This window comes from Streptomyces sp. F001 (genome assembly GCF_004187715.1).
Classification (GTDB): domain Bacteria; phylum Actinomycetota; class Actinomycetes; order Streptomycetales; family Streptomycetaceae; genus Streptomyces; species Streptomyces flavusporus.
In genome coordinates this window covers 17,807-40,768 of sequence record NZ_QZWF01000017.1, presented here as the reverse complement: position 1 = coordinate 40,768, position 22,962 = coordinate 17,807, and the positions used below count along the sequence as shown (strand labels likewise).

The 22,962-nt window shown below is 70.4% G+C and carries 22 protein-coding genes and 3 pseudogenes; 15 read left to right on the top strand and 10 right to left on the bottom strand.

Features of this window, described 5'->3' with window-relative positions:
* The first annotated feature begins 96 nt into the window (after positions 1 to 96).
* Genes StrepF001_RS35130 through StrepF001_RS35120 form a run of 3 tightly spaced genes read left to right on the top strand, consistent with a single transcriptional unit; the run spans position 97 to position 3,388 of the window.
* Complete coding sequence (locus tag StrepF001_RS35130; RefSeq protein WP_129802223.1) at positions 97 to 1,071, top strand: sugar ABC transporter permease; 975 nt, start codon at positions 97 to 99, stop codon at positions 1,069 to 1,071.
* Positions 1,068 to 1,898, top strand: a complete 831-nt coding sequence (locus StrepF001_RS35125) for a carbohydrate ABC transporter permease (RefSeq protein WP_129802222.1) — start codon at positions 1,068 to 1,070, stop codon at positions 1,896 to 1,898. Before StrepF001_RS35130 ends, StrepF001_RS35125 begins: the two co-directional genes overlap by 4 nt.
* An 8-nt stretch (positions 1,899 to 1,906) precedes the next feature.
* On the top strand, positions 1,907 to 3,388 hold the full coding sequence (locus StrepF001_RS35120; protein ID WP_129802221.1) for a glycoside hydrolase family 3 protein: 1,482 nt from the start codon (positions 1,907 to 1,909) through the stop codon (positions 3,386 to 3,388).
* 163 nt (positions 3,389 to 3,551) lie between these two features.
* Here the strand turns inward: StrepF001_RS35120 and nagB are convergent, their stop codons facing one another.
* On the bottom strand, positions 3,552 to 4,337 hold the full coding sequence (gene nagB / locus StrepF001_RS35115) for a glucosamine-6-phosphate deaminase (protein WP_129802220.1): 786 nt from the start codon (positions 4,335 to 4,337) through the stop codon (positions 3,552 to 3,554).
* Positions 4,338 to 4,617: 280 nt separating this feature from the next.
* Here nagB and StrepF001_RS35110 point away from each other — a divergent pair, with 280 nt between their 5' ends.
* The 3 genes and pseudogenes from StrepF001_RS35110 to StrepF001_RS35100 all read left to right on the top strand — a co-directional run bounded on the left by StrepF001_RS35110 (position 4,618) and on the right by StrepF001_RS35100 (position 7,689).
* On the top strand, positions 4,618 to 5,703 hold the full coding sequence (locus tag StrepF001_RS35110; RefSeq protein WP_206307031.1) for an SIS domain-containing protein: 1,086 nt from the start codon (positions 4,618 to 4,620) through the stop codon (positions 5,701 to 5,703).
* Between the two features lie 18 nt (positions 5,704 to 5,721).
* A pseudogene (locus StrepF001_RS48630) lies at positions 5,722 to 5,841 on the top strand (TetR/AcrR family transcriptional regulator); the annotation flags it as partial.
* 381 nt (positions 5,842 to 6,222) lie between these two features.
* Positions 6,223 to 7,689 (top strand): PAS domain-containing sensor histidine kinase, encoded by a 1,467-nt coding sequence (locus StrepF001_RS35100; protein WP_129802284.1) that lies wholly within the window; start codon positions 6,223 to 6,225, stop codon positions 7,687 to 7,689.
* Positions 7,690 to 7,896: 207 nt separating this feature from the next.
* On the opposite strand, the gene StrepF001_RS35095 is transcribed toward StrepF001_RS35100, so the two are convergent.
* Together StrepF001_RS35095 and StrepF001_RS35090 are read right to left on the bottom strand one after the other, a co-directional pair.
* Positions 7,897 to 8,154, bottom strand: a complete 258-nt coding sequence (locus StrepF001_RS35095) for a WhiB family transcriptional regulator (protein ID WP_003992873.1) — start codon at positions 8,152 to 8,154, stop codon at positions 7,897 to 7,899.
* Positions 8,155 to 8,472: 318 nt separating this feature from the next.
* A complete protein-coding gene (locus StrepF001_RS35090) occupies positions 8,473 to 9,441 on the bottom strand; it encodes a diacylglycerol kinase family protein (protein ID WP_129802218.1) in 969 nt (322 codons plus the stop codon).
* Positions 9,442 to 9,669: 228 nt separating this feature from the next.
* Here StrepF001_RS35090 and StrepF001_RS35085 point away from each other — a divergent pair, with 228 nt between their 5' ends.
* Positions 9,670 to 10,122: a hypothetical protein gene (locus StrepF001_RS35085; protein WP_129802217.1), complete on the top strand. Its 453-nt coding sequence runs from the start codon at positions 9,670 to 9,672 to the stop codon at positions 10,120 to 10,122.
* A gap of 3 nt (positions 10,123 to 10,125) precedes the next feature.
* On the opposite strand, the gene StrepF001_RS35080 is transcribed toward StrepF001_RS35085, so the two are convergent.
* The 3 genes from StrepF001_RS35080 to StrepF001_RS35070 all read right to left on the bottom strand — a co-directional run bounded on the left by StrepF001_RS35080 (position 10,126) and on the right by StrepF001_RS35070 (position 12,221).
* Positions 10,126 to 11,289: an RNA polymerase sigma factor SigF gene (locus StrepF001_RS35080; RefSeq protein ID WP_129802216.1), complete on the bottom strand. Its 1,164-nt coding sequence runs from the start codon at positions 11,287 to 11,289 to the stop codon at positions 10,126 to 10,128.
* Positions 11,286 to 11,699, bottom strand: a complete 414-nt coding sequence (locus tag StrepF001_RS35075) for an anti-sigma regulatory factor (RefSeq protein ID WP_129802215.1) — start codon at positions 11,697 to 11,699, stop codon at positions 11,286 to 11,288. Before StrepF001_RS35075 ends, StrepF001_RS35080 begins: the two co-directional genes overlap by 4 nt.
* Before the next feature lie 261 nt (positions 11,700 to 11,960).
* A complete protein-coding gene (locus StrepF001_RS35070) occupies positions 11,961 to 12,221 on the bottom strand; it encodes a UBP-type zinc finger domain-containing protein (RefSeq protein ID WP_129802214.1) in 261 nt (86 codons plus the stop codon).
* 61 nt (positions 12,222 to 12,282) lie between these two features.
* On the opposite strand from StrepF001_RS35070, the gene StrepF001_RS35065 reads away from it, so the two are divergent.
* Complete coding sequence (locus tag StrepF001_RS35065) at positions 12,283 to 13,878, top strand: Na+/H+ antiporter (protein WP_129802213.1); 1,596 nt, start codon at positions 12,283 to 12,285, stop codon at positions 13,876 to 13,878.
* 10 nt (positions 13,879 to 13,888) lie between these two features.
* Here StrepF001_RS35065 and StrepF001_RS35060 read toward each other — a convergent pair whose 3' ends face one another.
* Complete coding sequence (locus StrepF001_RS35060; RefSeq protein WP_129802212.1) at positions 13,889 to 14,797, bottom strand: pyridoxal-phosphate dependent enzyme; 909 nt, start codon at positions 14,795 to 14,797, stop codon at positions 13,889 to 13,891.
* Positions 14,798 to 14,819: 22 nt separating this feature from the next.
* Positions 14,820 to 15,410 (bottom strand): N-acetylmuramoyl-L-alanine amidase, encoded by a 591-nt coding sequence (locus tag StrepF001_RS35055; protein WP_206307030.1) that lies wholly within the window; start codon positions 15,408 to 15,410, stop codon positions 14,820 to 14,822.
* A 295-nt stretch (positions 15,411 to 15,705) separates the two neighbouring features.
* Here StrepF001_RS35055 and StrepF001_RS35050 point away from each other — a divergent pair, with 295 nt between their 5' ends.
* Both StrepF001_RS35050 and StrepF001_RS35045 read left to right on the top strand, forming a co-directional pair.
* The gene (locus StrepF001_RS35050) at positions 15,706 to 17,112 is read left to right on the top strand and encodes a family 2B encapsulin nanocompartment shell protein (RefSeq protein WP_129802211.1); all 1,407 of its coding nucleotides are present in this window, start codon (positions 15,706 to 15,708) and stop codon (positions 17,110 to 17,112) included.
* A gap of 130 nt (positions 17,113 to 17,242) precedes the next feature.
* Positions 17,243 to 18,376, top strand: a complete 1,134-nt coding sequence (locus StrepF001_RS35045) for a family 2 encapsulin nanocompartment cargo protein polyprenyl transferase (protein ID WP_165396462.1) — start codon at positions 17,243 to 17,245, stop codon at positions 18,374 to 18,376.
* A gap of 171 nt (positions 18,377 to 18,547) precedes the next feature.
* Here StrepF001_RS35045 and StrepF001_RS35040 read toward each other — a convergent pair.
* Positions 18,548 to 19,139 (bottom strand): annotated as a pseudogene (locus tag StrepF001_RS35040) (TetR family transcriptional regulator).
* 118 nt (positions 19,140 to 19,257) lie between these two features.
* On the opposite strand from StrepF001_RS35040, the gene StrepF001_RS35035 reads away from it, so the two are divergent.
* From StrepF001_RS35035 to StrepF001_RS35015, 5 genes and pseudogenes are all read left to right on the top strand, one after another.
* Positions 19,258 to 19,842 (top strand): dihydrofolate reductase family protein, encoded by a 585-nt coding sequence (locus StrepF001_RS35035; protein ID WP_129802209.1) that lies wholly within the window; start codon positions 19,258 to 19,260, stop codon positions 19,840 to 19,842.
* A 26-nt stretch (positions 19,843 to 19,868) separates the two neighbouring features.
* A complete protein-coding gene (locus StrepF001_RS48625) occupies positions 19,869 to 20,093 on the top strand; it encodes a hypothetical protein (RefSeq protein WP_129802208.1) in 225 nt (74 codons plus the stop codon).
* Between the two features lie 108 nt (positions 20,094 to 20,201).
* Positions 20,202 to 20,615 (top strand): YciI family protein, encoded by a 414-nt coding sequence (locus tag StrepF001_RS35025; RefSeq protein WP_129802207.1) that lies wholly within the window; start codon positions 20,202 to 20,204, stop codon positions 20,613 to 20,615.
* A gap of 53 nt (positions 20,616 to 20,668) precedes the next feature.
* Positions 20,669 to 21,933: pseudogene (locus StrepF001_RS35020) on the top strand (DUF6596 domain-containing protein).
* Between the two features lie 35 nt (positions 21,934 to 21,968).
* Entirely contained in the window at positions 21,969 to 22,229 is a 261-nt protein-coding gene (locus StrepF001_RS35015; RefSeq protein ID WP_240797813.1) for a hypothetical protein, read from the top strand.
* Here StrepF001_RS35015 and StrepF001_RS35010 read toward each other — a convergent pair.
* A complete protein-coding gene (locus tag StrepF001_RS35010; protein WP_129802206.1) occupies positions 22,216 to 22,962 on the bottom strand; it encodes a VOC family protein in 747 nt (248 codons plus the stop codon). The two genes, StrepF001_RS35015 and StrepF001_RS35010, sit on opposite strands and share 14 nt — an antisense overlap.

Sequence of the window (22,962 nt, the reverse complement as noted above, 5' to 3'; positions counted from 1 at the left end):
TGCCGGGGCGGGGGCCGCGCGTGCGCCGTACGGCCCCCGTTCCCGCTCCTGCTCCCGCTGACGGGACACCGTAGGTCGAGAAGAGAGATCGCGAGCATGACCGTGCAGACCGAACGGCCGCCCTCCGGTCCGGTCGATGTCCACAAGCCGGACGACCGGGAACCCCGCAGGCCTCCGCAGCGCGGCGGCGCCCTCGCCCCGTATCTGTTGCTGCTGCCGGCCTGCGTGGCCACCGTGCTGCTGCTGGGCTGGCCGCTGCTGAAGGACGTACTGCTGTCGTTCCAGAACCTCAACATGGCGCAGCTGATCCAGCACGTCACCGAGTGGAACGGAATCGACAACTACAAGGAGACCCTCACCGGAGGGGACTTCTGGCGGGTCACCCTGCGCTCGATCCTGTTCACGGCGGTGAACGTCGTCCTGATCATGATCTTCGGCGCCCTGATCGGCCTGTTGCTCGCCCGCCTGGGCAAGCGGATGCGGGTCACGCTGATGATCGGGCTGGTGCTGGCCTGGGCGATGCCCGTGGTCGCCGCGACCACCGTCTACCAGTGGCTGTTCGCCCAGCGCTTCGGCGTCGTCAACTGGGTGCTCGACAAGCTCGGCTGGCATTCCATGGCCGACTACAGCTGGACCAGCAGCCAGATGTCGACGTTCTTCGTCGTCACCGTGCTGATCGTCTGGATGTCGATCCCCTTCGTCGCGCTCAACCTCTACGCCGCGACCACCACCATCCCGGACGAGCTCTACGAGGCCGCCGCCCTCGACGGGGCCGGTGCCTGGCGGAGCTTCACCACCGTCACGTTCCCGTTCCTGCGTCCGTTCCTCTACGCCACCACGTTCCTGGAGATCATCTGGGTCTTCAAGGCGTTCGTGCAGGTCTATGCCTTCAACGGTGGCGGCCCCGACCGGCTGACGGAGATCCTGCCCGTCTACGCCTACATCGAGGGCGTTGGCAACCAGCACTACGGCAGGGGCGCGGCGATCGCCGTCCTGACCATCCTGATCCTGCTCGCTCTGACCGCGTACTACCTGCGGATCGTGCTCAAGCAAGAGGAGGACGAGCTGTGAAGCGCTCGCTCTTCGGCCGCCTGTGGCCCAACGTCACGGCCGTCGTCCTGTTCATCGGTTTCGTCTTCCCCGTGTACTGGATGTTCGCGACGGCGTTCAAGCCGACCGGCGACATCATCTCGGAGGACCCGGTCTGGTTCCCGACCGATGCCACCTTCGAGCACTTCAAGACCGCGACCGACGCCGACAACTTCTGGACGTTCGTCACCAACTCGCTGGTCGTCACGGTACTCGCGGTCGTCTTCTCGCTGCTCATCGCGCTCGCCGGGGCCTTCGCCCTGGCCCGTATGCGGTTCAAGGGGCGGCGCGGCTTCATCGTCGGCTTCATGATGGCGCAGATGGCGCCGTGGGAAGTCATGGTCATCGCGATCTACATGATCGTGCGGGACGCGTCGATGCTGAACAGCCTGGTTCCGCTGACGCTCTTCTACACGATGATGATCCTGCCCTTCACCATCCTGACGCTGCGCGGCTTCGTCGCCGCAGTGCCCCGGGAGCTGGAGGAGTCGGCGATGGTCGACGGCTGCACCCGCGGCCAGGCCTTCCGCAAGGTCATCTTCCCGCTGCTCGCGCCCGGCCTGATGGCCACCTCGATGTTCGGCTTCATCACCGCCTGGAACGAGCTCCCGCTCGTCCTGGTCGTCAACAAGGAGGCCGAGGCGCAGACGCTGCCGCTGTGGCTCACCAGCTTCCAGAGCGTCTTCGGCAACGACTGGGGCGCAACCATGGCCGCCTCGTCCCTCTTCGCCATCCCGATCCTGATCCTCTTCGTCTTCCTGCAGCGCAAGGCCGTCAGTGGTCTGACCGCCGGCGCCGTGAAGGGATAACGCCCTCCATGACGACATTCGCCAGCGATACCGACACGCTCACCCGTGACGCGCTGACGGTCCTCCAGCCCGGCTTCACCGGCACCGCGGCCCCCGACTGGCTGCTGCGCCGCATCGGCGAGGGCCTCGCCTCCGTCGGTCTGTTCGGCCGCAACATCGCATCGCCCGAGCAACTCGTCGCCCTGACCGCCCAGTTGCGCGCCGAACGCGACGACGTCCTGGTCGCCATCGACGAGGAGGGCGGCGACGTCACCCGCCTGGAGGTCCGTACCGGCTCCTCCTTCCCCGGCAACCACGCCCTCGGAGCGGTGGACGACGTGGACCTGACGACGGAGGTGGCAGCCGAGCTCGGCCGCCGACTGGCAGCCTGCGGGGTCAACTTCAACTGGGCCCCGTCGGCGGACGTCAACTCCAACCCCGGCAACCCGGTCATCGGCGTCCGCTCCTTCGGCGCCGACCCCGCCCTGGTCGCCCGGCACACCGCCGCCTACGTCACCGGCCTGCAGTCCGCCGGCGTCGCCGCCTGCACCAAGCACTTCCCCGGCCACGGCGACACGGCCGTCGACTCCCACCACGCCCTGCCCCGCATCGACGCGGACGCCACCGTGCTCGGCGACCGCGAACTGGCCCCGTTCCGCGCCGCCATAGCCGCCGGTACGAAGGCGGTGATGAGCGCCCACATCCTGGTCCCGGCCCTGGACCCGGACCGCCCGGCAACCCTGTCGGGCACGGTCCTGACGGACCTGCTGCGCCGCGACCTCGGCTACGACGGCCTGATCGTCACCGACGGCATGGAAATGCGGGCCATCTCGGGCACGTACGGCATCGAACGCGGCAGCGTCCTCGCCGTCGCGGCCGGCGCCGACGCGATCTGCGTGGGCGGCGGCCTGGCCGACGACGAGACGGTACGGCGGTTGCGCGACGCCCTGGTGGCGGGGGTACGCGCCGGTGAACTCCCCGAGGAGCGGCTCGCGGACGCGGCGGAACGAGTGCGCAAACTGGCGCGGTGGACGGCGACGTCGGCCGCGAAGGCGGACGGTGCCGACAGCGAGGTGGGCCTGCGTGCGGCCCGCCGCGCGCTGAAGGTGACCGGCGCGGGCCCCTTCACCCCGCTCACCGCGCCCCCCTATGTCGCCGCCCTCACTCCCGTCGCCAACATCGCTGTCGGCGACGAGACCCCCTGGGGCGTGACCGCGGAGCTGGCGGCTCTGCTGCCCGGCACCGAGGCCGGCACCTTCGCGGGGGAGGAGGCGGGACCCGCGGCCCTCAAGGCAGCCGGCCCCCGCCGCATCGTGGCCGTCGTCCGCGACGAACACCGCCACCCGTGGATGGCAGCTGCCCTCGACACCCTCCTCACGGCACGCCCCGACACGATCGTGGTCGAGATGGGCGTCCCCCAGGCGGCTCCCCGAGGCGCCCTCCACATAGCCACCCACGGCGCATCCCGCGCCAGCGGCCGAGCAGCGGCGGAGGTCATCGCGGGCGCGTAGCCCATACGACGCGACAGGCGCCGGTTCCTCGGAAGGGAACCGGCGCCTGTAACGCCTTTAGGGGCGCGGGGCTGTGAAAATATGCGGCTCCGCCGCGTGGGCGCGACCAGCCCACCACGGTCCGCAGTCCGCGCCTCACCGAACCCGGCAGACGAAACCGGCTCTAAATTCCCTGCCACTCCGGCTTGTTGGCATACGTATGCCGAAAATAGTCGGCAAGCTTCAGCTTGGACGCAGCCCCCTCGTCGACGACAACCGTCGCATGCGGATGAAGCTGAAGCGCAGAGGCCGGGCACACCGCGGCCACCGGCCCCTCGACCGTCGCGGCGACCGCGTCCGCCTTGCCCTCGCCGGTCGCGAGCAGCACCAGGTGCCGCGCCTCCAGAATCGTCCCGATGCCCTGCGTGATGACGTGATGCGGCACCTGGTCGATGTCGCCGTCGAAGAAGCGGGCGTTGTCGATCCGGGTCTGCTCGGTCAGCGTCTTGATCCGGGTGCGCGAGGCGAGCGACGAGCAGGGCTCGTTGAACCCGATGTGCCCGTCGGTGCCGATCCCGAGCAGTTGGAGGTCCACCCCGCCGGCCTCGCCCAGCGCCCTGTCGTACGCCGCACAGGCCCCCGGCACGTCCTCGGCCGTACCGTCCGGTCCCATGAACGCGCCCATCCCGATGCCGAGCGGCTCCAGCACCTCGCGTCGCAGCACCGAGCGGTACGACTCCGGATGCTCGGCCGGCAGCCCCACGTACTCGTCGAGCTGCGCGATCCACGCCCGCGAGACGTCGGCGGCGCCGGAGCGCACCTTGGCCGCCAGCGCCTGGTAGACGGGCAGCGGGGTCGAGCCGGTGGCCACGCCGAGCAGGGCGTCGGGCTTGCGCCTGAGCAGCTGCGCCATGGCCTCGGCGATCAGCTCGCCGCCCGCCTCGGCGTCGGGAACGATGACAACTTCCACGCTGGGCCTGCCGATCTGGAGAGGACGCGAAGGGCACCCGAAAGGGTAGGTGGTTTAGACCAATCTAGCAGGGCTCGGCCTCCCGTCCCAGGTGTGTATGAGCCCACCGGCCGACCCGGCACGACAACTGCCCCACAGGCGCGTATCGCCCCGCCGCAGGGCCGACCCGGCGGACCTGAGCAGGCGCCGCCCGGCGCCGGGGAGTGGAATGGGAACGTCAGCAGAGAGCCGTCAGGACAGAGCGGCCAGGACAACGGCAGGGCGAAACGCGGAGGACCCCATGACCGCCACGACCCCGTACCCTCACGACCCACGCCCCCCCACCCGACGTCCCCGGCCGGATCATGGCCGCGAGATGGCCCAACAGCCCGCCGTACTCAGGCGGATCCTGGACGAGGGCACCCCGGCCATTCACCAGGTGGCCCGGGAGATCGCCGCCCGCACACCCCGTTTCGTACTGCTCTCCGCCCGTGGCACCTCCGACAACGCCGCGCTGTACGCCAAGTACCTCCTCGAAATCCGCCTGGGCCTGCCCTGCGGTCTCAGTTCGATGTCCACCACGACGGCCTACGGCGCCCGCCCCGACCTCACCGACGTCCTCCTCATCACCGTCAGCCAGTCCGGCGGTTCCCCGGACCTCGTGGCCTCCACCCGGGCCGCCCGCGAGGCGGGCGCGATCACCCTCGCGGTGACCAACAACCCGGACTCCGCGCTGGCCGGCGTCTCCGAGTATCACATCGACATCCTGGCCGGACCCGAGAGAGCCCTCCCCGCCACCAAGACCTACACCGCCTCCCTCCTCGCGCTCTACCTCTTCGTCGAGGGCCTGCGCGGCGGCGAGGGCGCCCCCGCGAAGGCGCTGCCGGGCCTCGCCGAACAGCTGCTCGCCCGGCAGGACGAGGTACGCGCCCTCGCCGCCCGCTACCGCTTCGCCGAGCGCATGGTGATCACCTCGCGCGGCTACGGCTACCCCACGGCCAAGGAGGCCGCCCTCAAGCTGATGGAGACCAGCTACATCCCCGCGCTCTCCTATTCCGGCGCCGACCTGCTGCACGGCCCCCTCGCCATGGTCGACAACGTCTCCCCGGTCATCGCGGTCGTGACCGACGGCAAGGGAGGGGAGGCTCTCCAGCCCGTCCTCGACCGATTGCGCGGCCGGGGCGCCGATCTGTGCGTCATCGGCCCCCGAAGCCAGGTCGAGCGCGCCGCCGTGGGCTTCGTCCTGCCCACCGACGGTGTGGCCGAGGAGGTCCAGCCCGTCCTGGAGATCATCCCCCTCCAACTCCTGGCCTACGAGATCACCATCGCCCGCGGCCAGGACCCGGACGCCCCGCGCGCCCTGGCGAAGGTGACGGAGACCCGGTGAGGGCGGCCCGCTGAACGACTCGCCCGCCACACGGGCGCGAGGATCCAGGGCATGTCACAACAGGCGCGCAACGGCGCGAGCCGGGCGGAACCGGAAGCGCTCGCGGAAATTGCCATGGCCATCTGGCCCCGCAGCTGAGCCAAGCGGGTTAGGCTTCGAAGCGCCAACACCACACAGCCTTCAACAACAACTGCCCCGCTCCATGGACACGCACAGTGGTCTAGTCCACAATGGGCAGGGGTCCACCATGCGCTGGAGGACCAGAAAAAGCCTCCGTCTTCCCCGCACAGGAAGGCGGATCGAGGGACCGGAGCTCTCTGCCCTGACTGCCCCGGCTCCTCATCTTCGGCCGACCGGGACCGCACACCCCGCGGCCGATGTTGCTCCGGGCTGCGGTGCCGGGAGGGTTGAGGGTCCCTCTCAGGCGCCGCGGCCCGCGGGTGTTTCACAGCCTCTTGCGGACGCCGGGCGCTTTTAGGACCTGCACAAACCCCCAGGTACGCTCGCAACGTGCCCTCCATGAACGAACTGGTCCGCCAGCACACCGCCCTCGACGACTCCGACCTCGAGTGGCTCCATCTGCTGGTCTCGGAGTGGCAGCTGCTCTCCGACCTCTCCTTCGCCGACCTCGTCCTGTGGGTCCCCACCCGCGACGGCACCCGCTATGTCTCCGTCGCCCAGATGCGGCCCAACACCGGCCCCACCTCCTACCAGGACGACATGGTCGGCCATCTCGTCCCGCGCGGCCGCCGCCCCATGCTGGACGCCGCGCTCGACGAGGGCCGCATCGTGCGCGAGGGCGACCCGGAGTGGCGCGAGGAGGTCCCGGTCCGGGTCGAGTCGATTCCGGTACGCCGGGACGGGCGCGTCCTCGGCGTCATCGCCCGCAACACCAACCTCCTCACCGTCCGCACCCCGAGCCGCCTGGAGCTGACCTACCTGCAGAGCGCCTCGGACCTCGCCCAGATGATCGCGGCCGGCGCTTTTCCCTTCGCGAACCAGCAGGTCGACATGGACGCCTCGCCCCGTGTGGGCGACGGACTGATCCGGCTCGACGCGGACGGCATCGTCCAGTACGCCTCCCCGAACGCCCTCTCCGCCTACCACCGTATGGGCCTCGCCGCCGACCTCGTCGGCCATCACCTGGGCCGGACGACCGCCGAACTCGCCCCCTCCCGCGGGCCGGTGGACGAGGCGCTCGCCAAGGTGGCCAGCGGATGGGCGCCGCGCGAGTTCGAGATCGAGGCCAATGACGGCGTGATCCAGTTCCGCGCGATCCCGCTCAAGCCCAAGGGCACCCGCATCGGTTCGCTGGTCCTGCTCCGGGACGTCACCGAACTTCGGCGCCGAGAGCGGGAGTTGATCACCAAGGACGCGACCATCCGGGAGATCCACCACCGGGTGAAGAACAACCTCCAGACGGTGGCCGCCCTGCTGCGCCTCCAAGCCCGGCGTATCGAGTCCGAGCGGGGCCGCGCGGCCCTCGAAGAGGCGGTCCGGCGGGTCGGCTCGATCGCGATCGTGCACGAGACGCTCTCCCAGAACCTGGACGAGCGCGTGGAGTTCGACGAGATCGCCGACCGGGTGCTGGCGATGGTCGCCGAGATCTCACCGGGCAAGGTCGCCGGCCGGCGCACCGGCCGCTTCGGCATCCTCGACGCCGAGGTCGCGACCCCGCTGTCGATGGTGCTGACCGAGGTGCTGCAGAACGCCCTCGAGCACGGCTTCCGCGAGGGCGACACCGGCACGGTCGAGGTCTCGGCCGTCCGCGGCGGTACGACGAAGGAGTCCCGCCTCCTGGTCACCGTCCAGGACGACGGGGTCGGCCTGCCCGAGGGCTTCGACCCGCACACCTCCGGCAACCTCGGCCTGCAGATCGTACGGACGCTGGTGGAGGGCGAGTTGGGCGGGACCTTCGACATGGTCCCGGCTCCGGAGCGCGGCACGCAGGTGATCCTGGACATCCCGGTGCGGGCGCAGAAGTGATCACCGCAGCGACGTGATGAACACGGCCGGGCGATGAACACAGGGAAGTGATCAACGCAGCAAAAAGCCCCGGACCTTGTGGTCCGAGGCCAGTGCTCGTTGCTGCTGCTAAGCGCATCGGGGGTACTGCGCGCTGCGGCTCGGGGGCGGGAGTTACGTACTCGCTGTACGCGCCGCCAAGCTCAGGCTGTCAGCGGGGTGGGTGTGTCAGGCGGAGGCCTGACGGGCCCGGTTGCGGGCGGCGCGGCGCTTCATGGCGCGGCGCTCGTCCTCGCTGAGACCACCCCAGACGCCGGAGTCCTGACCGGACTCGAGCGCCCACTGCAGGCACTGCTCGATAACCGGGCAGCGACGGCAGACGGCCTTGGCTTCCTCGATCTGCAGCAGCGCAGGACCGGTGTTGCCGATGGGGAAGAAGAGCTCGGGGTCTTCCTCGCGGCAAACGGCGTTGTGACGCCAGTCCATGGCTGCTACCTCTCCTTGAATTACGTGCAGGTTGCTTGTGAATGTGAACGCTTTCACGAATCCCTCAACAAGTGAAGGGCCGACCGCCAGGTTCCCTGGCGTGGTCCTGTGGTTTGAAGAGGGGTTCCGGTGATCTGTGGAGGCCGGTGTTGCGGGCCGTCCCGATCGCCATGTAGAGACTCGCAAACCTCGGCGGCGGATACAACCCCTTCCGGAAAGTTTTTTTTGATTCCTCGGTGTCGACTAGGTCACAGCCGTACTTCCATGGGGTGGATCCTGGCCTAAACGTTCGAGTGAAAGGACTTTAGCCCCTTCTGCTCACACAATCACACGCAGTGCACGGCGTACGCCTGTGAACGTCACGCTCGTACGCAGTCCCAGGTGGTCGCCGTCCATCTGAAGGGGCAGCGGCGCCTTCGAATGCAAGGTGAACTCACTCAGGTCGTGCAGGGACACGGCGTGCTTGCCATGGGGTCCGCGCTCGGGGGACGAAGTGAGCAACTGGGTGCCATACCGGGCAACCGAGGCTGTGGACATACGGCTGAGGCCGAACACGTCGAGCCCGGTGTCGAACGAGGCCTTAGGTGACGCGTACATCGGGCGATTGCCGAGAAACGTCCAAGGGGTCGTGTTCGACGCTATGCACACGAGCAGATCCGTCACCGGATCCTCACCGGCCCGCTCCAGTGTGATCGTGCCCCTCCGTCGGCTGGGCTCGCCCAGCAGCTGGCGCATCACCTGGCGGACGTAGAGCGCGTGGGTCGACTTCTTGCCGCGCTCGCGCTGCTGCTCGACCCGCCCGACCACGCCCGCGTCGAAGCCGAGCCCCGCGTTGAAGGTGAACCAGCGGGACGGCACCGCCTCGTCCTCGGTGCCGGGCGGACCCGAGGCCAGCCCCAGTCCGACGGTCCGCTCGCTGCCCTGGCGCAGAGCGTCCAGCAGGGCGCCGGTGGCCTCGACGGCGTCGTTGGGCAGGCCCAGGGCGCGGGCGAAGACGTTGGTGGAACCGCCGGGGACCACGGCGAGGCCCGGGAGGTGGTCCGGGGCGGGGCCGGCGTGCAGGAGGCCGTTGACGACCTCGTTGACCGTGCCGTCGCCGCCGAGGGCCACGACGAGGTCGATGTCGTCGCTCTCCGCCGCCTGCCGGCCCAGGTCGCGCGCATGCCCGCGGTACTCGGTGGTGACGGCCTCCAGCTTCATCTCGCTGGCGAGTGCGTGGATCAGGACATCGCGCGTACGTGCGCTTGTGGTGGTTGCCGCCGGATTGACCACGAGAAGTGCACGCATGACTGGCAGGGTACCTACTGGGGGGTACCGGGCCCAGACCGGAGGGGGGATCCAGCGGGAGATCGAGGCGTGAGCCTGGCCACGGCGGCTTCCTGCCGCGGCCGTGACTCCGCCTCGTGCGGTCACGCCGGCGCGGCCGGCACGCCGCGGCCCTCGGCCTCCGCCCCCTTCCTCGTCGCCTCCGAGCCTCCACGCGGGGCCCTCCGTGGCGAGGGCTACCCTTCAGGGGTGAGCTCTCCGCAGAACCCCGCGTCCGAAGCCGCCGAAGAGGCGGGTCCCCGTCCCGTCCGGCTGACCGCAGCCGCGGCGCTGACCGCGCTGGAGGGGCTGGCGCTGGTGGTCGGCGGTGCCTGGGTCGCCGTACTCGGGCTCACCGGGCACCCGGACGACCGGCAGCAGGCCGTGACCGGAGGCGTCACCTTGATCGTGCTCGCGCTGCTGCCGCTGCTCGCCGCCCGTGGTCTGCTGGGCCGGCGCAGCTGGAGCCGCGGCCCGGCACTGATCACACAGATCATCGCGCTGCCCGTGGCCTACAACCTGCTCCAGGCCGACAGCATGGCCATCCCGGCGGGCATCGCGCTGGCGGTCGTCGCCGTAGCGGCGCTCGTTCTGCTGATCAACGCCGAGACGACCCGGGCCCTCGGGATCCGGGGGCCCGGCAACGCGCAGGACCAGAAGTAGCCGCTACTCCTCCACGAGCAGCTTCTCCCGCAGCTGCGCCAGCGTCCGCGCCAGCAGTCGCGACACGTGCATCTGCGAGATGCCGACCTCCTGCGCGATCTGCGACTGGGTCATGTTGCCGAAGAAGCGGAGCAGCAGGATTCGCTTCTCGCGGGGCGGAAGGTCCTCCAGAAGCGGCTTGAGCGACTCCCGGTACTCGACGCCCTCCAGCGCCTCGTCCTCCGCGCCGAGCGTGTCGGCGACGGCCGGAGACTCGTCGTCCGTGTCGGGGACGTCCAGGGACAGCGTGGAGTACGCGTTGGCGGACTCCAGGCCCTCCAGGACCTCCTCCTCCGAGATGGACAGCTTCTCGGCGAGCTCGTGGACCGTGGGGGAGCGGCCGTGCAGCTGCGAGAGCTCGGCCGTCGCGGTGGTCAGCGACAGTCGCAGCTCCTGCAGCCGGCGCGGGACGCGCACGGCCCAGCCCTTGTCGCGGAAGTGCCGCTTGATCTCGCCGACGACCGTCGGGGTCGCATACGTGGAGAACTCGACGCCGCGGTCCGGGTCGAAGCGGTCGACCGACTTGATCAGGCCGATGGTGGCGACCTGGGTGAGGTCGTCCAGCGGCTCGCCCCGGTTGCGGAAGCGGCGCGCGAGGTGCTCGACGAGCGGCAGGTGCATACGGACCAGCTGGTTGCGCAGTTCCGCGTACTCCGGGCTGCCCTCCTTCAGCTTGCGCAGCTCGACGAACATGGCGCGCGCCCCGCTGCGGTCCTGAGGGTCGTGCTGCGTGGCCTGAGTGGCCTGCGCGCCCTGCGTGGCCGGCGCATCATGCTCGGAGTATCGCTCGTGCTCGCTCATCGTCCCGCCCGTCGCCCTTCCCCGAGCCCTCGCCTCCTCCCCCACTCTCGACTTCCCTCGAGTGGGGGGACCCCCATGGGCAGGGGGCACCCCGATCCGCCGTTCCAGAGGCACGCTCTGCACAGCACCTTCCTGAGCCCGCTGCTCCTTGTCCGGGAAGCCGGCCTCCGCCGTGTCGTCGGAGTCGTCCTCCGGGTGCGGCCGGGCCTGCTCAGGGATGCCGTCGATGCCGTCCATGCGTCGGGAACCGCCCGGACCGCTGTCCTCGGCCGGCAGCTCCCGTGTGCTGCGCTCTTCGTCCCGCACCGGCCCGTCCCCGTCCCTCACGTCGGCCCGGGTCCCGCGCCGCGCTGTTTGTAGAGGCTGATCGAAACGGTCTTGTCGTCGTCCACGGCGGAGGAGACCTTGCCCGCCAGGGCGGACAGGACGGTCCAGGCGAAGGTGTCCCGCGAAGGGGCGTGACCGTCCGTGGTCGGCGCCGAGACGGTGACCTCGAGCGAGTCGTCGACGAGCCGGAAGACACAGCTGAGCACCGAGCCGGGCACGGCCTGCTGGAGCAGGATCGCGCAGGCCTCGTCGACCGCGATGCGCAGGTCCTCGATCTCGTCGAGGGTGAAGTCCAAACGGGCCGCGAGGCCGGCCGTGGCCGTCCGCAGCACCGACAGGTAGGCACCCGCAGCCGGCAGCCGGACTTCCACGAAGTCCTGGGTCGCGGGCTCGCCTGCGATCTGGGACACCCTCACCTCCAAGGTGGTACAAGCTTTACGGGGCCGAGGGTCGCCCCTCGGGGTAACGCGATGTGTGGTTCAGCGGTGACGCTACCGCGCTCCCTAGTGTCCTGTCCCCGGGACCCCGCCCCTTGCTGTCACTCATAGTAAACACATGAACACGCACAGTGGCTAGAGGGTGGGCGGCCCCAATTGGGAAGAGCGCGCGCCGGATTGACGTACCCAGACGTCAGACGGTCGAACCGTCCGGTTCCGGATCGTCGGCGCACCTCATGCGAGGACGTGGTCGACGAAGCACCACCGCCAGCTCTCACCGGGTTCGAAGGTCCGCATCACCGGGTGACCGGACGTGTTGTGGTGCTCCGTCGCGTGCCGACCCGGCGAGGAGTCGCAGCAGCCGACGTGACCGCAGGTGAGGCACAGCCGCAGCTGTACCGGGTGCGTGCCGTCCGCCAGGCACTCCGGGCAGGTCTCGGTCACGGGACCGGGCTCCGGGTGCGGCAGTGCGTCGACATGCGTGCACTGTTTCATGATTGCCAGGTTACGACGGCTGTGCGGAAGACCGCGCGGAGAATGAGGGCGGGCGAATTTCATGGACGTGATGCCACTGTTGCTGCTGGTGGCGGGCAGCGCCGCGATCGCGGCGGCCGGACGGCGGACCCCCGTACCGGCGCCGCTGTTGCTGGTGGCGGTCGGGCTGGCGGTCTCGTATGTCCCAGGGGTCCCGGAATACACCCTGGACCCGCATGTCGTCCTGCCCCTCATCCTGCCGCCCCTGCTGCACACCGCGGCCACCGACAGCTCCTACCTCGACCTGCGGGCGCAGCTGCGGCCCGTCGCGCTGCTGTCGGTGGGCTATGTGCTCTTCGCGACCTTCGCCGTCGGCTGGGCCGCCTATCTGATCGTGCCGGGCCTGCCGCTGACCGCGGCCCTGGTGCTGGGCGCGGTGGTGGCGCCGCCGGACGCCGTCGCGGCCACGGCGATCGCGCGCCGGGTGGGACTGCCCTCCCGGATCACGACGATCCTGCAGGGCGAGTCCCTGGTGAACGACGCCACCGCGATCACCGCCTACCGCGTGGCTCTCGCGGCCGCCATCGGCGAGGGTGCCACCTGGGCCGGTGGAATCGGCGAGTTCCTGATCGCGGCGATCGGCGGCATCGGCGTCGGACTGGTGCTGATGGTGCCGATCCACTGGCTGCGCACCCACCTGAAGGAGCCGCTGCTCCAGAACACCCTCTCCCTGCTGATCCCGTTCGTCGCGTACGCCGTTGCCGAGCAGGTGCATGCCTCCGGCGTCCTTGCGGTCGTCGTGGTCGCCCTCTACCTCGGACACCGCGCGTGGGAGGTCGATTTCGCCACCCGGCTCCAGGAGACGGCGGTGTGGAAGATGGTTGCCTTTGTTCTGGAATCAACGGTTTTCGCGCTCATCGGACTGCAGCTGCCGGTGGTCCTCAGGGGGCTCGGCGAGTACGAGGGTCTGGACGCCGCCTGGTATGCGGTCGCCATCTTCCTGGTCGTCGTCGTGACCCGGTTCGTGTGGGTGTATCCGGCGACCTTCCTGCCCGGCATGCTGTCGGCGCGCATCCGGGAACGGGAGGGGAGTCCGAGCGGGAAGAGCGCGTTCATCATCTCCTGGGCCGGTATGCGGGGCGTGGTCTCGCTCGCCATCGCCTTCTCGATCCCCGTGACCGTGCACGGCGGGGAGCCCTTCCCCGGCCGCAACCTGATCCTCTTCCTCACCTTCACGACAGTGATCGGCACGCTTGTCGTCCAGGGCCTCACCCTGCCCCCGCTCATCCGGCTCCTCAAGCTGCCCGGCCGCGACCTCCAGGCCGAGACGCTCGCCGAGGCCAATGCCCAGGCGCAGGCCTCCCGGGCCGCCGAGCGCCGCCTGGACGAGCTCCTCTCCGACGAACGCAACGCGCTGCCCGGGCCGCTCGCCGACCGCCTGCGCGCGGTTCTGGAACGCCGCCGCAACGCCGTCTGGGAGCGCCTCGGCCAGCCCAACCCCGTCACCGGCGAGACCGCCGACGACACCTACCGCCGTCTCGCCGGTGAAATGATCAGCGCCGAGCGCGAGGTCTTCGTGAAACTCCGCAACGGCCGCTACATCGACGACGAGATGCTCCGCACCCTGCTGCGCAGACTCGACCTCGAGGAGGCGGCTGCCTATCGGGAGGCAACCTAGCCGGGGCCGTTCACGGGAACGGCCGGCCGGTGATCACCGCCGCCAGCGTCGTCCCGCGCGGGAACGCGCCCTCCTGTACCAGGGCGATGAGCCCGTACAGCATCTTGGCGACATAGAGACGTTCGACGGGCAGTCCGTGGCGGCTTTCGAAGTCGTCGGCGAAGGAGTGGAGTTCGGGGGTGGTGCGGGCGTAGCCGTCGAAGTGGAAGCGGTCGTCCAGCTGCCAGTCGCCGCGCGGGCCGCCGAAGGCCGCTTCCTGGAGGGAGCGTATGTCGGAGTCGAGGAAGCCGCCCTTGAGGACCGGGAAGCCCAGTGCACGCTGACCGGGGGCCAGTCCCGCCGCGAGGCCGGCCAGGGTGCCGCCGGTTCCGCAGGCAAGGGCGACGACGTCGGCCCGGCCGTGCAGTTCCCCGCCGAGGGCCCGGCAGCCGCGTACGGCGAGGGGGCTGCTGCCGCCCTCGGGGACGACGTACGCGTCCTCGGCGCCGGCGGCGCGCAGGACGGCGGTGAGGGTCTCCGGGTCGGTCTTGTGGCGATACGTCGACCTGTCGACGAAGTGCAGACGCATGCCGTCGGCCGCGCACCGGGCCAGGGAGGGGTTGAGGGGGCGGTCGGACAGTTCCTGGCCGCGGACCACGCCGATGGTGGTCAGGCCGAGGAGACGGCCCGCGGCGGCGGTGGCGCGCAGATGGTTGGAGTAGGCGCCGCCGAAGGTGAGGATCGGGCGGCCCGCCGCCGCAGTGAGGTGGGGCGCGAGTTTGCGCCACTTGTTGCCGATGAGGTCGGGGTGGATCAGGTCGTCGCGCTTGACGAGGAGGCGGACGCCCCGCCGGGTGAGGCGGTCGTCGTTCACTTCCTGCACGGGGGAGGGGAGCCGCGGGTGCAGGACGGCGAGGTCGGGGACGTCGGGGCCGGTCACCCGGCCATTGTCGCCCGGTGTCCTATTTCAGCCGGTCGCGGATGCGCTCCCGCATCGAGGCCATCGTGAATCCGCGCGGATCCACCTTCCCCGGCTGCCACTCGAGGTGGCCGATGACCGACCGCTCGTTCCAGCCGTGCTGCCGGCACACCGCGGCGGCCGCCCGCTCGACGGCCTCCAGCTGCACCGCGGGCCAGGGATCCTCGCCGTCGCCGAGGTTCTCGCACTCGAAGCCGTAGAAGTGGCGGTTGCCGTCGGTGTTCGCCTCGTTGTCCGGCGGGAGCGCCCGCTCCGCGATCACCGCGCGCAGGACGTCGTCGTCGCCCAGGCCGGCGTGGTTGGCGCGCCCGTAGCCGACCAGATGGACGGTGCCGTCCTTGGTGATGACGCCGTGGCACAGCGGCCCCGGCAGGCCCGCGTAGCCGTCCCGGCAGAGCTGCACGGTCCGCTCGCTGCCCCGGGTCACCGTGTGATGGATCATCACGCCGTGGACGGGGCCCCAGGGGCCCTTGTGATTGCGGTTGTGATGTCTCCAGTCACCCACTTCGACGACCGTGACGCCTTCCGCGCGCAGGCACTGCAGAAACCTGTCCGCGGACATCGGTGAGGACATGGGCGCCTCCTTCGGTACGGTGCGACGACCGCCCGTCGCGGCCGCCTCGTACCGCTGCTTGTACCGAAGCGACGACAAGCGGAACCATTCGTTCGCACAGCGTGCGAGCGGATTCGGTCAGCGCCGCGGGCACTGCGCGCCACTCGGCAGGATCCCCATATGTGCCCGTCCGGCAATGATCCATTCCCGCTCTTTCGGGTAATGGCACGAACACGGTGCGTGATGGAAGTGTTGCTCGCGAGATCGGTGCCCGGCGCACACCGCTGCCAGGGCATGACCGGGAGGGCAATTCCTTATGTCGGTAGGCGAAGAGGTCCGCACCGAGCAGACCAGGCCGCAGCAGAGCCTCGGTACGGCGGCCGCGCGGAACCTGGCCACCACGACCAAGTCCGTACCCCAGATGCAGGAGATCAGCTCACGCTGGCTGCTGCGCATGCTGCCGTGGGTGGACGTGCAGGGCGGCACGTACCGCGTGAACCGGCGGTTGAGTTACGCGGTGGGCGACGGACGCATCACCTTCGTGCAGACCGGCGACCGCGTCGAGGTGATCCCCGCGGAGCTGGGCGAGTTGCCGGCGCTGCGGTCGTACGAGGACGAGGAGGTCCTGACGGATCTGGCCCGGCGCTGTGTGCAGCGCGAGATCGCCGCGGGGGAGGTGATCGCCGGCTTCGGCAACCAGACCGACGAGGTGTACCTGCTGGCGCACGGCAGGGTGGAGAAGATCGGCACGGGCCCGTACGGCGAGGACGAGAGCCTCGGCGTCCTCGCCGACGGGGCGTACCTCGGCGACCAGGTGCTGCTCGACCCGGACGCCATCTGGGAGTACACGGCCCGCGCGATCACGGCCTGCACGGTGCTCGTCCTGTCCCGGCGGGACGTCGAGCAGGTCGCGGAGCGCGCCGACTCGCTGCGCGAGCACCTTCGGCAGCGGCGGACGATCCCACCGCAGCGCACCAACAAGTACGGCGAGAAGGAGATCGACCTGGCCGCCGGCCACTCCGGCGAGCCGGACATCCCGCACACCTTCGTCGACTACGAGGCCCGGCCCCGCGAGTACGAACTGAGCGTTGCCCAGACCGTGCTGCGCATCCACACGCGCGTGGCCGACCTCTACAACCAGCCGATGAACCAGACCGAGCAGCAACTGAGGCTCACTGTAGAGGCGTTGAAAGAACGCCAGGAGCACGAGCTGATCAACAACCGTGAGTTCGGTCTGCTGCACAACTGCGAGTACGACCAGCGGATCCAGCCGCACGACGGCGTGCCCGGCCCCGACGACATGGACGAGCTGCTCAGCCGGCGCCGCAGCACCAAGATGTTCCTCGCCCACCCGCGCGCGATCGCCGCGTTCGGCCGTGAACTGAGCAGGCGGGGACTGGTGCCGGAGACGATCGACGTCGGCGGCAACCGCATCCCCACCTGGCGCGGTGTCCCCATCTACCCCTGCAACAAGATCCCGGTCACCGAGGCCCGGACGAGCTCCATCATCGCCATGCGCCTCGGCGAGGCCGATCAGGGCGTCATCGGTCTGCGGCAGTCCGGCCTGCCGGACGAGATCGAGCCGAGTCTGTCGGTGCGGTTCATGGGCATCAACGAACAGGCGATCATCAAGTACCTGGTGACGGCCTACTACTCGGCGGCGGTCCTCGTCCCGGACGCGCTCGGCGTACTGGAGAACGTCGAGATCGGCCGCTGGCGGTGACCCTGCCCGCAGACCCGTCGTGTCCCCGCCCGTCAGGGCGGGTACACCTCCGGGTATGCGTCCGACCGGAACGGAAGCGCCACCGTCCGTGGACTCTCCGAGGGGGGATCCCGGTTCCATGCCCGAGTCCATGACCGAGTCCACGACCGCGTCCTTGGCGGAGGCCGATCAGCGGCCCGCCGGGGCGCTCGAGAGAGGGAGTTCCATCGCGACCGACACGGACAGCCGGCCGGGGCCGTTCGACGGCCACGAGGCCGTGGCGATCCTGGAGCGTGCGCGGGCGTCGGTCGATCCCGAACTGCGCGCGGCGATCGAGTCGCTGCCCGGCTCGATGCGCCGGATCGCGCGCTACCACTTCGGCTGGGAGCATGCCGACGGCACACCCGCGGCGGGCAACGCGGGCAAGGCGATCCGCCCGGCGCTGGTTCTGACGACGGCCGCCGCGCTCGGCGGACCCGGGGCACGGGCGGCGGCCGTACGGGCGGCCGCGGCGGTGGAACTGGTCCACAACTTCACGCTGCTGCACGACGACGTGATGGACCGGGACACCACACGCAGGCACCGGCCCACCGCATGGACGGTGTTCGGCGACACCGACGCGATCCTCGCCGGGGACGCCCTTCAGGCGCTGGCCCTGCGGCTGCTCGCGGAGGATCCGCACCCGGCGTCCGCGTCCGCCGCCGCCCGGCTCGCGGCCTGCGTCGTGGAGCTGTGCGAGGGCCAGCAGGCCGACACGGCGATGGAGGGCCGCGGCCCCGCGGAGGTCACTCTCGGCGAGGTGCTCGCCATGGCCGAGGCCAAGACGGGGGCGCTGCTGGGCTGTGCCTGCGCCCTGGGCGCGCTGTACGCCGGGGCGTCGGCGGCCGATGCCGAGGCCGTGGATGCGTTCGGCCGTGAGGCCGGGCTCGCCTTCCAGCTCATCGACGACGTCATCGGCATATGGGGCGACCCGAGCCGCACCGGCAAGCCGGCCGGTGCGGACCTCGCCGCCCGCAAGAAGTCACTGCCGGTGGTCGCCGCGCTGACCTCCGGCACACCGGCCGCCGTCGAACTCGCCGAGCTGTACGAAGTCCCGTACGACGGCGGGGACCTGGAGCCGACGGTGCTGGCCGTGGAGCGGGCCGGCGGACGCGACTGGGCGCAGGGTCAGGCGTCCGACCGGATGGCGCGGGCGATGCAGGAACTGTCCCGCGCGATCCCGGACCCGGAGGCGGCGGGCGGCCTGCTCGCCCTCGCGGAGTTCGTGACGCGGCGGACCAGCTGAGCGCCCGAACCGAACCCCGGAGCCACCGGGGCGTGCGGCTCCTGACCCCGCACGCCCCGGTCGGCTCCGGCCCCGGCGGGTCCCGCACATCTCCACGGTGCGCGGGGCCCGTCCTCTGTCAGTGCCGGCCGACAAGCTCCAACTGCCCATGTGACGCGAGCCGCTGAGCCGTCAGTCCTCCGGCACCACCACCCGTACGATCCGCTCCACCAACCCTTCCGGCACCCCCACCCCCGGCAGTACGCCCTTCAGTACTCCCGGCAGGGTCAGGTGCTCGATGATCAGGCCGAGCATCGCGAGACAGAGCACGGCGACGGTCTCGTCACCGCCGGGCAGCCCGGCCTCGCGGTGGAACCGCATGCCGTCCTCCAGGTCCCCGCGTACCGACCTGGTGTACGACGCACGCAGGCCGGGGCGCCGGGTGGCTTCGAGGCGCAGCTCCAGGAGGGCCAGGCAGCCGGTGCGGTCGCGGGTCACGCGGTTGATCAGGTCGTGCATGAGGGCGACGACCAGGGCGCGGTCCTTCGGCGCCTTCATCAGCTCGTCGAGCACGTCGGGGTCGGGGGCGAGGCGCAGGTGCAGCCGGTCGTCGATCTGGCGCAGCAGGTCGTCCCGGGCGGTGAAGTAGTGGGAGGCGGTGCCCACGGGCACCCCCCGCCTCGGCGTCCACCGCCCGGAACGTCAGCCCGCGTGCCCCCTCCCGCGCCAGTACCTCGATCCCGGCGTCGACCAGGGCCGCCCGGCGCTCCGGATTGCCGGCCATACGGAATCCCCTCTCCCACTTGAGCCATGCCTCGGAAACACCCTTGCAACCAGTACATCCGAAGTACTACAACTGCAGTGGTTAAGGGAACGAACGCAGCCTACGAAAAGAGACCAGCTTGCGAAAGCTCGTGTACTACATCGCCTGCTCGATCGACGGCTTCATCGGCGACCCGAGCGGCGACGCCTCCGCCATGCTGTCCTTCCTCGACCCGGAGTTCCTCGAGTACCTCACGACGGAATACCCGGACACCCTGCCGACCCACGGCCGCCGCTCCCTCGGCATCGACGACCTGCCGAACCAGCGGTTCGACACCATCGTCCAGGGCCGCAGCAGCTACGACCTGGCGCTGAAGGAGGGCATCACCAGTCCGTACGCCCATCTGCGCGAGTACGTCGCCTCGCGCACCCTGAAGGAGTCACCCGACCCCAACGTCGAGATCATCACCGAGGACCTGGTCGGCAAGGTCCGCGAACTGAAGGCTGAGGACAGCCAGTTCGACATCTACCTGTGCGGCGGCTCGCAGCTCGCGGGCGAGCTGATCGACGAGATCGACGAACTGGTCGTCAAGACGTACCCGATCGTGCTGGGCAGCGGCATGCCGATGTTCGGCTCCGGCACCGCTGTCCACGAGTTCGCGCTGGAGTCGACACGCACGTTCGGCAACGGAGCCCTGGTAAGGACGTACAGCAGGAAGCGCTGAGCCGCCGTCCGCCCTACCCTGAGGACATGGACAGTGAAAAAGCCTGTCCCGTCTGCGGACAGCCAGTCGAAACGGTCGTCCGGCGCCACAAGACGCTGGGCGCGTGGGTGCCGACGTGGGTTGCCGGCCCGTGCCGGAACCCCAAGTGCGAGGCATACTCCGGAGGCGACGCCGAGCCCGTCACCGAGCGGCGGCCCGGCCCGCCCGAGGCGAAGGAACCCCATCCCCTGAGTCAAGCCAAGAAGCCCTGAACCGGACTGCCGAAAAATTCCGGAAGCCGTGTCGAGAATCCGCGGTCGGCTCCGACGTCCCGTACGAGAGCCGCCCATGGAGGGTGGCCGAGCCGAAGGAGCGGACTCATGAAGTACCTGGTCATGGTGCAGGGCACACAGGTGGACTACGAGGCGATGCGGGGCAAGGCCTCCGCGCAGTCCCCGGCCTGGAGCGAGGAGGAGCTCCAGGCCATGTACGCCTACATGAACGCGATCAACAACGACCTCTCCGAGTCCGGCGAGCTCGTCGACGGCCAAGGTCTCGCCGAGCCTGCCCGGACCCGGCTGGTCACGCTGGGTGAGAACGGAAAGGCCGTGATCACGGACGGACCGTACAGCGAGACCAAGGAGCTGCTGGCCGGTTACTGGGTCCTGGAGTGCGCGAGCCTGGAGCGGGTCACGGAGATCGCCGAGCGGGTGACCCGGTGCCCCCAACCGGCCGGTGCCCCCAACTATCCGGTGGTGATCCGGCCCATCATGGACGGCGCCGGGGACATCTGAGCCCTCGGACCATGGCCGTCTGAGCCCTCGGACCATGGCCGTCTGAGCCTTCGATGAACCGCACCCACGAGATCGAGGGCCTGCTGCGCCGGCACGCGCCGCAGGTCCTCGGCGCCGTCGTACGACGGTACGGGCACTTCGACGCCGCCGAGGACGCCGTACAGGAGGCACTCCTCGCGGCTGCCGACCGCTGGCCGTCGGACGGTGTCCCGGACAATCCGCGCGGCTGGCTCATCAGGGTCGCCTCACGCCGGCTGACCGACACGCTGCGCAGCGAGGAGGCGCGGTGCCGGCGCGAAGAGCGGGCGGCGGCGCTCACCCCGTCCGACACCTTCATCGCCTCGCCGCCGGGCGCGGACCGCGCCCCGCGCGAGGACGACACCCTCACCCTGCTCTTCCTGTGCTGCCATCCGGACCTGACCCCGCCCGCCCAGTTGGCGCTCACCCTGCGGGCGGTCGGTGGTCTGACGACGGCGGAGATCGCCCGTGCCTGCCTGGTCCCGGAGGCGACCATGGCGATGGGGGTCCCCCCGGTTCGAGCGAAGCCGAGAACTGGGGGAGGATCAGCCGGGCCAAGCAGAAGGTGCGGGGCGTGCGCTTCGGGCGGCCGGACAACTGGGCGGAGTGCCTGCCCGCCGTCCTGCACACCCTCTACCTCGTCTTCAACGAGGGCTACACGGCGACCTCCGGCGCGGCGCTCCAGCGGCGCGAACTGGCCGGCGAGGCGATCCGGCTCACCCGCACGGTCCACCGCCTGCTCCCCGACGACGGCGAGGTGGCGGGCCTGCTGGCCCTGATGCTGCTCACCGACGCCCGCCGGGACGCGCGTACCGGCCCGCACGGCGAGCTCGTCCCGCTCGACGAACAGGACCGCGACCGCTGGGACAAGGCAGCGATCGAGGAGGGCGTCGCCCTGGTCACCCGGGCGCTGGCCGGGGGACGCCCGGGTCCGTACCAACTGCGCGCCGCGATCGCGGCGGTGCACGACGAGGCCCCGTCCGCCGAGGCGACCGACTGGCGGGAGATCCTCAGCCTGTACGACGTCCTGGTACGGCTGGTGCCCGGCCCCGTCGAGCGCCTCAACCGTGCCGTCGCCGTCGCCATGGCCGACGGACCGCGCGCCGGGCTCGCCGAACTCGACGCGCTGGAACTCGACTTGAGCGCGAGTCACCGCCTGGACGCGGTGCGCGCCCATCTCCTGGAGCGGACCGGGGAGTACGAGGCCGCCCGCGCCGCCTACGAGTCGGCTGCCGCCAGGACGCTGAGCCTGCCGGAGCAGCGGTACCTGCAGGGGCGGGCGGCGCGACTGAGGCCGTAGCGTTGCCCCAAGTGCTAATGATCCAGGAGGTGTGCGTGACGGAGTCCGGGGGCAGGCGTCGTACGGCATGGCGGTGGGGCATGGCGGTGTGGGTGGTGACGGTGGCCTTCGGGGGCGGACTCACCCTGTGGCTGCAGGACTCGGCCGAGCCGCCGGAGCCGTACGGCCGGCAGGAGTCGAGCCCGGCGCCGACACCACTGTCCGAGGAGGAATGGAACACCGCGTGCCTGAGGCCCACGCCCCCACCCGATGAAAACACCGTGTACGACTACGCCTGCGTGATCAAGGCCGGCTAGGCAGCCCGCCCGTCTCCGGGTCCCGCCCCGTCAGGCAGTACGTGCCGCCCGCCGGGTCGCGCATCACCGTCCAGTGGGCGCCGCGGGACACCAGCCGTGCGCCGAGCCGCTCGTGCTCGGCGCGGGTCGCCTCGATGTCGGCGCAGGCGAGGTCGAGATGGGCGGAGACCGGCCGTTCGGTGCCCAGCCGCTGCAACAGCATCCGCACCGGCAGTCCGGGCGGCGGCTTGACCACATGGAACTCCGGCAGGGTGCCCGGCAGGGACTCCCAACCGTCCAGCAGCCTGCTCCAGAAGGCGACTTCGGTGTCGTACGACGAAGACGGGACGTCGAGGCACACCTGATCGAGCCGACTGCCACGCACCACGGGCGGCCGCACCGACTCCCCGTGCCGCGGCACGGCACAGAACAACTGCCCCGCAGGCGACCGCAGTACGGCCCACCCCTCGTGCTCGACGACTTCCTCCGCCCCGAGCCGCAGCGCCGACGCGACGAACTCCCGTACGTCGTCGACGGCGAAGTCGAGATGCGCGCCGCCGGCGCCGGACTCGACACCCTGCGTCTTCACGCACGCGTCCGCGGTCCCCCGAACCGGCAGAAGAGTCGCGAACTCCTCCTTCTCACCCCGGGGTTCGGACAACCGGGTGTCGGTGACGGCAGTCCAGAAGTCATGGGCCTGGTCGAGGAGATCGGCGGGGCGGTCGATGAAGGCGTAGGTCCAGCGGATGGTCAT